The organism is Desulfurobacterium sp. (assembly GCF_027028515.1).
Taxonomy (GTDB): domain Bacteria; phylum Aquificota; class Aquificia; order Desulfurobacteriales; family Desulfurobacteriaceae; genus Desulfurobacterium_A.
On sequence record NZ_JALVIW010000065.1, the window covers coordinates 1 to 10,466 of the forward strand.

10 protein-coding genes are annotated in these 10,466 nt (G+C 38.4%); 5 read left to right on the forward strand and 5 right to left on the reverse strand.

From position 1 onward, the window contains the following. The 3 genes from MV676_RS06040 to MV676_RS06050 form a co-directional block, all read left to right on the forward strand. The coding region (locus MV676_RS06040) for a sulfite exporter TauE/SafE family protein (RefSeq protein ID WP_297445822.1) at positions 1-436 on the forward strand (436 nt) is incomplete at its 5' end. 89 nt (positions 437-525) lie between these two features. Continuing rightward, on the forward strand, positions 526-1,599 hold the full coding sequence (locus MV676_RS06045) for a type IV pilus twitching motility protein PilT (protein WP_297445823.1): 1,074 nt from the start codon (positions 526-528) through the stop codon (positions 1,597-1,599). Between the two features lie 7 nt (positions 1,600-1,606). Then, the gene (locus MV676_RS06050; RefSeq protein WP_297445825.1) at positions 1,607-2,824 is read left to right on the forward strand and encodes a type II secretion system F family protein; all 1,218 of its coding nucleotides are present in this window, start codon (positions 1,607-1,609) and stop codon (positions 2,822-2,824) included. Here the strand turns inward: MV676_RS06050 and MV676_RS06055 are convergent. Beyond that, the gene (locus tag MV676_RS06055; RefSeq protein ID WP_297445827.1) at positions 2,817-4,013 is read right to left on the reverse strand and encodes a U32 family peptidase C-terminal domain-containing protein; all 1,197 of its coding nucleotides are present in this window, start codon (positions 4,011-4,013) and stop codon (positions 2,817-2,819) included. The two genes, MV676_RS06050 and MV676_RS06055, sit on opposite strands and share 8 nt — an antisense overlap. A gap of 116 nt (positions 4,014-4,129) precedes the next feature. On the opposite strand from MV676_RS06055, the gene MV676_RS06060 reads away from it, so the two are divergent. Further along, positions 4,130-7,249 carry a BadF/BadG/BcrA/BcrD ATPase family protein gene (locus MV676_RS06060; RefSeq protein ID WP_297445829.1) on the forward strand — a complete coding sequence of 1,040 codons (3,120 nt, stop codon included), beginning with the start codon at positions 4,130-4,132 and terminating at the stop codon, positions 7,247-7,249. Here the strand turns inward: MV676_RS06060 and MV676_RS06065 are convergent. After that, a complete protein-coding gene (locus MV676_RS06065; protein WP_022846894.1) occupies positions 7,244-7,462 on the reverse strand; it encodes a hypothetical protein in 219 nt (72 codons plus the stop codon). The two genes, MV676_RS06060 and MV676_RS06065, sit on opposite strands and share 6 nt — an antisense overlap. A gap of 11 nt (positions 7,463-7,473) precedes the next feature. Then, the gene (locus tag MV676_RS06070) at positions 7,474-8,364 is read right to left on the reverse strand and encodes an AEC family transporter (protein WP_297445831.1); all 891 of its coding nucleotides are present in this window, start codon (positions 8,362-8,364) and stop codon (positions 7,474-7,476) included. A 109-nt stretch (positions 8,365-8,473) separates the two neighbouring features. Between MV676_RS06070 and MV676_RS06075 the strand changes: the two genes are divergently transcribed. Beyond that, positions 8,474-8,965: a hypothetical protein gene (locus tag MV676_RS06075; protein WP_297445833.1), complete on the forward strand. Its 492-nt coding sequence runs from the start codon at positions 8,474-8,476 to the stop codon at positions 8,963-8,965. Here the strand turns inward: MV676_RS06075 and MV676_RS06080 are convergent. Both MV676_RS06080 and MV676_RS06085 read right to left on the reverse strand, forming a co-directional pair. Further along, complete coding sequence (locus MV676_RS06080; RefSeq protein WP_297445835.1) at positions 8,926-10,350, reverse strand: transposase; 1,425 nt, start codon at positions 10,348-10,350, stop codon at positions 8,926-8,928. The two genes, MV676_RS06075 and MV676_RS06080, sit on opposite strands and share 40 nt — an antisense overlap. Then, positions 10,335-10,466, reverse strand: a 132-nt coding sequence (locus tag MV676_RS06085) for a transposase (RefSeq protein ID WP_297445836.1), incomplete at its 5' end; no start/stop codon positions are given. The genes MV676_RS06080 and MV676_RS06085, both read right to left, overlap by 16 nt.

The following is a 10,466-nucleotide window of genomic DNA, read 5'->3' on the forward strand; positions in this document are numbered from 1 at the left end:
GGGTTCAGATAGCAAGAAAAAAAAGGAAAAAATAGATTATAGGGCGGTATTTTTAACGGGTATTGCTTCTGGATTTCTTGCAGGACTTCTTGGTGTGGGAGGCGGGGCTGTTGTTACTCCGATGCTTTATTCATTTGGAAATATACCTATAAAAATTGCTATGGCGACTTCCACAGGTGTTGTTTTCTTTAATGCTCTCTTTTCGTCTCTCAATTATATTTACTATGGATGGCATCGTGTTAGTAATCCTTTTTTTATCGGTTATATCTACGTTCCTGCTCTTATTTTTATGATTCCGGGCCTTTATGTTGGAACCCGCTTTGGTGTAAAAATTATGCATAAAGTACATCCAGATAAACTTAGAAAGTGGTTTGCCTTATTTTTACTGGCAGTTGCTGTAGAAGTTGTTGTAGAGGTTTTTAATTCTGTTTTTTAATTTTCGTTATTAGCTGCCATGTTGAGTGTGTTATAATTGAGTTTAACAAATTGAAAAATTTTTGTTATTAGAAGAAGCGAGGAAGGATAATGGCTTCAATAGTTGATTTTCTTAGGGAGCTTGTTGAAAGAGGTGGGTCGGATCTTCATCTTTCGCCTGGAAGTCCGCCAAGAGTGAGAGTTAGTGGTGATCTTATTCCAATGGAAGAGTATGAAATCCTTTTACCCAATGATACAAAAAAGTTGATATACAGTGTTCTTACTGATATGCAGAAGAAGCGCCTTGAAGAGGAGTTAGAGCTTGATTTTTCTTTTGGAATAGAAAATCTGGCGCGATTTAGAGGAAATGCCTTTTATCAACGCTCTGCATTGGGTGGAGTGTTTCGCTTAATTCCTTTTGAAATTCCTGAGTTTGAGAAACTTGGGTTACCAGAGGTTGTAAAAAGTTTTGCACATCTTGATCAAGGATTGGTGCTCGTTACAGGTCCTACCGGTTCAGGTAAATCTACAACGCTTGCTTCTCTTATTAATATTATTAATGAAACTTATCCCTATCACATAATTACGATTGAGGATCCTATTGAATTTGTTTATGAGCATAAGATGTCTCTTGTGAATCAGAGAGAACTCGGAAGTGATACGAAGAGTTTTGCCAATGCACTTAGATCAGCACTTCGTGAAGATCCGGATGTCATCCTTGTAGGTGAGATGAGGGATACAGAAACTATTGCAGCTGCTCTAACTGCTGCGGAAACCGGACACCTTGTTTTTGGTACTTTGCATACCAATTCCGCGATAGAGACGATAAACCGTATAGTTGATGTTTTTCCAGCAAATAAGCAGTCTCAGATAAGGACTCAGCTTTCGTTTTCTCTCCAGGGTATAGTGGCTCAAAAACTCCTTAAGAGAAAAGATGGAAAAGGTAGAGTTGCTGCGGCGGAAGTCTTTATACCGACGGCGGCTATCAGAAATCTTATAAGAGAAAACAAACTTCATCAAATCTATTCGTTAATGCAGACTGGCCAAGCAGAGACAGGGATGGTAACGATGAATCAAAGTTTGGCTAAATTGTACCTTTCAGGAGAGATTACTCTTGAAACAGCAAAAACAGTTTCCCCCGATGTTAAAGAACTTGAAGCATTGATAAAAACTTATTCGGGATAGGTGAGATATGCCTGTTTACAGTTATAAAGGTAAGACAATTTTTGGGAAGGTTAAGAGAGGTAAAGTTACCGCTGATAATATTGATATGGCTAAAAATCTTATAAGGAACAAAGGAATAGTTTATATAGAGTCCGTCAAGGAAGAAAAATCTTCCGGTCTAAATATGGAAATTAATCTATCCTTTATGGATAGAGTTAAGCTGAAAGATATAGTATTGTTCACACGTCAGCTTTACTCTATGATAAATGCTGGTATTCCGCTTGTCAGTGCTTTAAGAGCACTTGAACAGCAAGTTTCTAATAGAAAATTAAAAGAAATTATAAAAGATGTTGCAAAAGAGGTAGAAGAAGGGGGTAAGTTTTCTGCAGCTCTTGCAAAGCATAAAGATGTCTTTGGTGATCTTTACATAAGTATGATAAAGGCGGCAGAAGAGGCAGGTACTCTGGATACAACTTTAAAAAGACTCGCAGAATATCTTGAAAAAATAGAGCATCTTCGTTCTAAAGTGAAAAGTGCGATGTTCTATCCTACGTTTGTTTTAATTATAGCTACAATAATTGTTTCCGGCATTTTGATTTTTGTTATTCCTACTTTTGCAAATATATATAAAGACCTTGGTGGTCAGCTTCCAACTTTAACGCAGATCGTTATAAATATCAGTAATTTTTTAAGAGATTATATAGGTTGGATGATTGGAGCGTTGGTTGTCTTTATAATTGCTTTTAAGCAACTTTTAAAAATAGATAAAGTTAGATATTATTTTGATATGTTTATGTTGAAAATACCAATTTTTGGTGATCTTATTTTAAAAAGTTCAATTGCTAACTTTGCCAGGACACTTTCTTCGATGGTTTCAAGTGGTATAAATATTCTTAAAGCTCTGGATATTGCTGCGGAAACATCTAACAACAAGATTATTCAGGAGGAAATAAAAAAAGTGAAAGATCAGGTGGAAAGGGGTATAAGTCTTGCTGTAGCTCTTTCCCGTAGCAAGATTTTTCCACCTATGCTTATAAACATGGTGGCTATTGGTGAAGATGCAGGTAACCTTGACGAAATGCTTGGCAAAGTAGCTGATTTTTATGAGGAAGAAGTAGATACGATGGTTGATGGTTTAACGTCCCTCATAGAACCTCTTATGATGGTATTTATAGGCGGAATAATTGGCTTTATAATTATTGCTATGTATTTACCTATATTTAAAATGGGAAGCCTCCTTAAGTAGGTTGCCGTAAGAGCATTGTTTTATTACCTGTAACATAAGTATGAAATTTTAGTTTGACTTTGAAGTTGGGATGTGCTTTTTTAATCTCTATATTTTTTGTTCCTTTTATTTGTATTATTTTTTTTACAAAAGTTTTAACAGATTTTCCATTAGTGAAGAAAATTTCTACTTTGTCTCCTACAGAAAAGGGGTTTCTTACTTCCCAAACTTCATTTTTACAAAGTGCAAGGAATTTATATTTTCTTATATAAGAGTTTGATTTATAATATTGAAGTAAAGTTTTGTCTTGGAGAAAACCTGTGGTGTAAGGTCTATGACTTATTTTATCTATTTCGTTTAGAAGATAAGGTAAATTTTTTTTGAATTCTTTAGGTTTGTTTTTAATAAGATTGATAGCTTTTCTGTAAATGGCTGCTGTTACAGCTACATAGTATACGCTTTTTACCCTTCCTTCAATTTTTACAGAGTCAACACCTATTTCGTAAAGTTTATCAAGGAGTGGAAGTGCACACAGGTCTTTAGAGTTGAAAATGTACGTGCCGTGCCTGTCTTCCTCAATTTGGTATAGTTCGCCTTCTCTATTTTCTTCAACGACATAATATTTCCACCTGCAACTCTGGGCGCAGCTTCCCCGGTTGGGATCCCTTCCTGTCAGATAACTTGAAAGCAGACATCTTCCTGAGTATGCCATACACATTGCGCCGTGGATAAATACTTCTATTTCCATTTCCGGTACAGCTTTTTTAATTTCTTCTATTTCCTTGAGTGATAGCTCTCGGGCGAGAACTATTCTGCTGGCACCAAGCTTCCGGTATGCTTTTACTGTTTCTATATTTGTTACATTTGCCTGTGTGCTGATATGGATAGGAATGTCTGTTCTGCTTCTTATTATGGAAAGTGCACCGATATCTGCCACAATAAATCCATCTGGGTTAAGTTTAGCCACAGCGTCAACAGTTTTTTTAAAGGTTTCTAATTCGTTGTTTCGTAAAAACGCGTTGAGCGTTATATAGACTTTTTTATCTTTTGAGTGGGCGTATCTAATTCCTTCATATAGTTCTTCTATCGTGAAATTTCCTGCTCTCTCTCTTAAGCTGAACTGTTTTACGCCTGCATATACCGCATCAGCGCCAAAATCTACGGCAACTTTTAGTTTTTCTAAAGTTCCAGCCGGTGATAAAAGTTCCATGTTTTCCTCTGTCTATAATTCTATAATAGTTATAGAATAAAGATAGCCGTTTATTGCCGGTATTCAACAATGTTCTTAATTTTCTTCTATATACTTTTGAGTTCAGGGAAGGCAGAATGAAAAGTGCGGGAATAGATATAGGTTCAACTACCATAAAATGCGTTTTGCTTGATGAAAAAGGAAATGTTATCTATAAACGTTACGAGAGGCACGAGGCAAGGCAGGGTGAAAAGCTTTTAAAGTTCTTAAAAGATATTGAAGCGATTGCTGGTAGAGAGTTTAACCTCTTTATGACGGGAAGTGGTGCTACATCTTTTTCCAAAGTTCTTGGAGTTCAATTTATCCAGGAGGTAAACGCTGTAACTCGAGCGGTTGAAAGCACTATTCCAGATGTAGGAAGTGTCGTTGAGCTTGGTGGTCAAGATGCAAAGATGATTTTCTGGTTTGATGTTAACGGTAGAAAAAGAAAGTTAATGACGATGAACGATAAGTGTGCTGGTGGGACAGGTGCAACGATAGATAGAATTTTAAGTAAACTTAAAATATCACCGGATGTTGCAGCTTCTGTGTCTTACGATGCTTCAAAGGTTTATCCGGTTGCTGCTAAGTGTGGTGTTTTTGCTGAGACAGATATAACAGGTCTTCAAAAGAGTGGTGTTCCTGCCGAAGAGCTTCTTGTATCTCTTTTTGATGCAATAGTTCTTCAGAACCTTACCGTTCTTACAAGAGGTTATACTCTTGTACCTAAAGTTCTACTTCTTGGTGGGCCTCATACATTTTTCCCGGCACTTCGTCAGGCCTGGAGGTTTCATCTTGAGAGAGTCTGGAAAGAGAAGGCTATTGATTTTGATGAAAACAGCGTGATTGTCCCGGAAAACGCTCAATTCTTTGCCTCAATAGGGGCTGCTCTTACTGGTATAAAAGAGGAGAGTCCTTATAAAGGTTGCGATAAACTACAGGAATTCTTGAGTATCGGTAGGGATGGTTTGAAGAAAGAAATAGGGGTACCCGGGTTAGTAAAGGATGAAGAAGAGCTTGAAGAGTTTTTGAAAAGGTACGGCAGAGTTATTGTTCCGGTGAGACAGATTGTGCCAGGTGAAAGAATTCCCTGTTATATAGGAATTGATGGTGGTTCAACATCTACCAAAGTGGTTGTTATAGATGATAAAAAGCAGATAGTGGAAAAAGCTTACACTCTTTCCTGCGGAAATCCTCTTGAGGATGTTAAAAATCTCTTAAAGCAGGTGCAGAAGTCTGTTGAGTCTAAAGGGGCTGTTCTTGATGTTAAAGGAGTCGGCGTTACAGGCTATGCTAAGGATATGATAAAAGAAATAATAGGTGCCGATGTTGCAGTTGTTGAGACGGTTGCCCACACAATTTCGGCTCTCTCTTTCTTTGATAAGGTTGATGTTATTGTTGATGTTGGAGGGCAGGATATAAAGGTGATGTTTATGTCCAACAATCAGGTGAAAGATTTTAAATTGAATACTCAATGTTCCGCAGGAAATGGATATTTTCTTCAAACGACTGCAGAAAGGTTTGGTTACAGAGTAGAAGAGTATGCAGACGTTGCTTTTAGGGCAGTGTATGTTCCTGAGTTTAATTTTGGTTGTGCAGTCTTTCTTGAACAGGATATTGTTGATTTCCAGCGTCTTGGATGGGAACCTCAAGAAATAATGGCAGGTCTTGCAAAGGTTCTTCCAAAAAATATTTGGCTGTACGTTGTTAAGGAACCGAACCTTAAAAAGTTCGGTAAGTATTTTCTCCTGCAGGGGGGAACACAGAGAAACCTCGCCGCAGTTAAGGCTCAGTACGACTTCATAAAAGAGAAGGTTCCCGATGCGGAAATTTTTGTCCATCCTATAACCGGTGAGGCGGGGGCTTTCGGAGCTGCTGTCGAAGCCATGAAGACAAAAGAAACGGTGTTCCCCGGGTTTGAAACTGTTGAAAATATGCAGTTTGAGGTTATAAGTGATGAGACCACAAGATGTCATTTCTGTACAAACAGGTGTTTAAGAACCTTTATAAAGGTTAAGGGAAGAGATAGCCTTTACATTATTGCTCCGTGTGAAAAGGGAATGGCTGTTGATGTGCAGTCTCTAAAGAGACAGCTTAACTTTCTGCAAGAGATTAAGGAAAGATTTCCTGACATGTCGGAGATCTCTGCCAAAACTGTTTTTCAAGATTTTGATGTTGATGTAATTTCAAATAGATTGAAAGGTGTTGTTGTAGGTATTCCAAGAGTTCTTAACTTTTACGCTATTGCACCTTTCTTTACAGGTTATTTTAAGTCTTTAGGTGCTAAAGTTCTCTTTTCGCCTTTTACAAGTGAGAGTATGGTGAAAAGGGATATGGTTGGTGGTGCCATAGACCCTTGTTTCCCCAGTAAAGTGGCGTTGGCCCACGTTATTAACCTTTTAAGGAAAAAACCTGATGTTATCTTTTTCCCGAAAATCTTAACTTTAATGCGTTTTTTAAAGGATTGTGAAGATTCTAAAGCTTGTCCTACAGTTTCGGGAACGCCAATGGTTGTGAATGCGGTTCTTACGAAAGAAGAAAACGTCTTTAAACGTAAAGGTATTGATTTTATCTCTCCTATCCTGCACTTCCACGATAGGGACTTCCTTGAGTTTGAACTTTTTGAGACGTTTGGAAAACGTTTTGGTGTAACAAGAAAAGAAAACAAGGAAGCTATTGACATTGGACTTGAGGTTTATAAAAAATATCTTTCTACTATGAGAGCTTATGGTAGAGAAATCCTTGAGCGGGTGGAGAAAAGCGGTGAAATTGCCGTCCTCGTTCTTGGGAGGCCTTACCATAATGATCCGGGGATAAATCACGGTATAACCACGGAGATTCAGAAAAGGGGTTATCCAATTCTTACAATAGATTCTCTTCCTGTTGATAGAGACATACTTGCGAGAGTTTTCAGGGAAAAGGATCCTTTCTCTATTTCTCATGTTTATAAGAAATCGTACAGTGAAAATACCAACCGAAAAGTCTGGGGTGCTCTTTATGCTGCAGGTCATCCAAACATCGCAGTGCTTGACTTTTCAAGTTTTAGATGCGGTCCTGACGCTCCTGTTTACGGAGTTATTGAAGGTATAATGGAAAGTAGCGGAACTCCTTACTTTACCTTTCACGAAATAGACGAGAATCGCCCTGCTGGAGCAATAAAGATAAGGGTAGAAACGATAGATTATTTTCTCAAAGAGTACAGGGAGAAGGTTTTATGAGCGTTCTCCTCTTATGATTTTCTTTGCAACGACGAGGGTTATGAATCCATTCACTATCGCAAAGGGAATGCTTTTTAGGAGCAGGCTGTATATGGTCAGGGATATAGAGGCTATAAGGTTAAAGTAAAGGAAGAGTCTAAACTTTTTAAAATACAGAAAGATATAGGCTAAAAGTAGCAGAATGCATCCTGCCCATCCGAAAAGTTCTCTCATAGATTTCTCCTTTAGATTGCCGGAAGTAACACTTTAATTACAAAGATAAGCCACAGGGGAGAGAGAAGTGTGCTTAAAAATATTATTGAAGCGCTGATTTCCGGGTCTTGATTGAATCTGTCGCACAGTACAAAGTTAAGGATTGCCGATGGAAGGCTTGACTGGATAAACACCGTTTTTTTTAGAAGTGGTGGTGCCTGTAATCCTTTTACTACAATGAAGGAGATGAGTGTACCGAGAACAAGTCTTAAAAAGGTGCCTGTAATTGCCGGAGATACTCTATCAGGTTTTATGCGGGAAAGCTTTATTCCGATTGCAAGAAGCATAAGAGGCATTGTTGAGTCGCCTGTAAGTTTAAGCATCTTTTCAATACCTTCCGCAAGTTGAAAGTTTCTCAAGAAGAAGGCACCAATTACTGCGTATATGAGAGGTATTTTTAGCGTTTCGATGACTCCTTTCTTTATACTTTCCGGATTTAATGCCACTATTGCTATCGTAAAGTGGATGATAGTTACAAAGACCATGTAGGTTATAGCGTAACCCAAAGCTTTATCGCCAAAGAGGACGTATATAAGTGGAAGCCCTAAATAGCCTATGTTCATTATAGCTGCCGACAGTTCGAGTGCTGGAATTCGCCTTCCGTAAAGCTTTTTACTTACAAATCCAGCTGCTATCCATACTGCTGCGATTGTTACTGTTCCGTTAGTGATTATGAACTTTATATTCTCTATTGAGAGATCAACGTTTTTAAATGAAGAAAGCACCAGTGCAGGTGCCAAAAAGTAAAGGACAATAAACGTTATAGTGTCTGTCTCTAAGTCTTCCTTGAATTTTCCCGATAGAAAGCCGGCAGCTATTAGAATGTAAACGGGAAGAATAACATTTATCAGAACGTGCCACATATTTCACCTTACAAAAAGCCTTTGCGAGAAAGCCCTGCTTTTCAAAGCAGAGATGAACCGCACAGCGTAAGCCGTTGAAACAGGATGATTCAAAGATTAATTTTAAGTTATGAACGGATTAAAGCAAGAGAAAATTAAAGAAACTCTTAATGCAACCAGAAAACGGAGAAAACGTCAAATTCCCCGCGTCTATCAACTTAAACTTCAGAACCTATCAAAGAAAGATAGAAAAAAACTTGACAGACTATTCCTTGAAGCCAAGTGGCTCTACAACTACGTAGTTGCAGACATAGAAAACCGTCTAACCAAAGACTCCTGGAAGCTCAAGGAGGTAGAAATTAAAACACCCGAAGGCTTTGAAAAGAGAGACATCAATACTCTCTCATCTCAAATGAGACAGGGAATAATCGAAAGGATAAAACACTCCCTTAAATCCCTCAAAAAAGCAAAAGAAAAAGGAATCAAAGCAGGCAAACTCTCATTCAAAAGCGAAACAAGAAGCATACCACTAAAACAGTATGGAATAACCTACAAAATTTCAGGAGACAGAAACAGAGTGAACTACCTACGACTAAAGTCGCAGGCTTCTGAGGGAGTTTGACTGATTTCTCCAGCCCTTATCCCTCCAGGCAGGTTCACGCTGCCCTCTACTCCTATCCCTGCAAAAAGCAGGGATTCGGAGATACCTTTATTCATCCTGTATATTCTTATCCTTACTACCTGTTTGAGTCCCGTTACAAGGTCAAACCAGCTCTTCTTGAACTTCCTTAAGATGTTTCTCGCTCCGTTAACGTCTGCGTTGATGAGTCCTTTTATGGCTGATAGAAAAAGTCCTCTTTTTATCCTTCTTCCGTTACCCTTGCTCTCTTTTTTAACTCCTGTATTTTCGCCGCAGGAGTCGGTAACGGAAGTGTAGCTTTCGTCTATTAGCTTAACTTCTATTCCTGCCTCTTTGAGCTTATATTTCAGGTGTTCTGTTACTTTTCCGTGGGGTAACAGTTTGAACATCTGGTTTACAAGGTCTGGAAGGTTGTTCTTTTTGTTCTTTGATTCTTGAACTTTTCCTATTACTACTGTTTTGACATTATTTAAAACCGCAAGCTTTATTATGAGACTGCTTACTTTGTGTGCGTAGTCTCTTAAAAGGTTCTTAACGCTTTTCCAGAGTCTGTGGAGTTTCCTTTCTAACTGAATCGTCGGTAGTCCTTTGTTCTTGAGGTTATCAAGCTTTTTCTGTAGGTTGACTATCTTTTTGAGTTTCTTCCGCAGTAATGTTTTCACTCCTCTTCCGTCTATGATGTAGGAAGTAGGATTCCCTTCCACCACACAGGTGGCAAAGTTTGATATTCCGTAGTCTATCGCTAATACTTTGTTACTTTGCGGTCTAACTTCTGGAATTTCTTTCTCATACACTACTACCGCTTTAAAGCTTACCTGTCCGTAGGACTTATACGGAACTATCTGTATGTTGAGAACTTTGAGGTTTTCTAAGTCCTTATACCCTGTCTCTATCCATAGGTAATCTGGTGAATATCCAAACTTTTTGAGCAGGTGTTCTTTTAAGTTTTTTGACAGTGAAAGTCTTATTCTATTTCCTTCTATCTTGAATCCTGTTTTATCCCAAGTTACTACTCTGTGGGGAATTTCGGGATTTACGTAGCTTGGCGGTTTAACTACACTTACTCCTTTCTTTTTGAACTTTTCAGGGTCTTTTAAGAACTTGAAGAAGTTATTCCATCCTCTTGATAGTTCATCAAGAACTATTTGGGCTGAGCGGGATTGTAAGGAGCGTAAGTGCAGGGATTCGTCCTTGAGTTTGTTATACAGGTCTCTGTAATCGGGTTTTGCTAACTTGTTTTTTATGAGGTAGTTTGCTTGATTCCAGAGTCTTCCGGCGTGGTAGGTGAGGTGTCTGAGAATTATCTCCTGTTCTTCCGTTAAACGGTTTAACTCAAAAACTATCGCTCGTTTCACTTTCCTTGACATTCTTCTATGTATCTCCTAATCGTTTCAGCAGATACGTTTCCAGCAGTTCCAACGTAGTAAGATGGTGTCCAAAGGTGTCCACCCCAAAGCTTTTTCTTAAGTTCTGGAAACTCCTT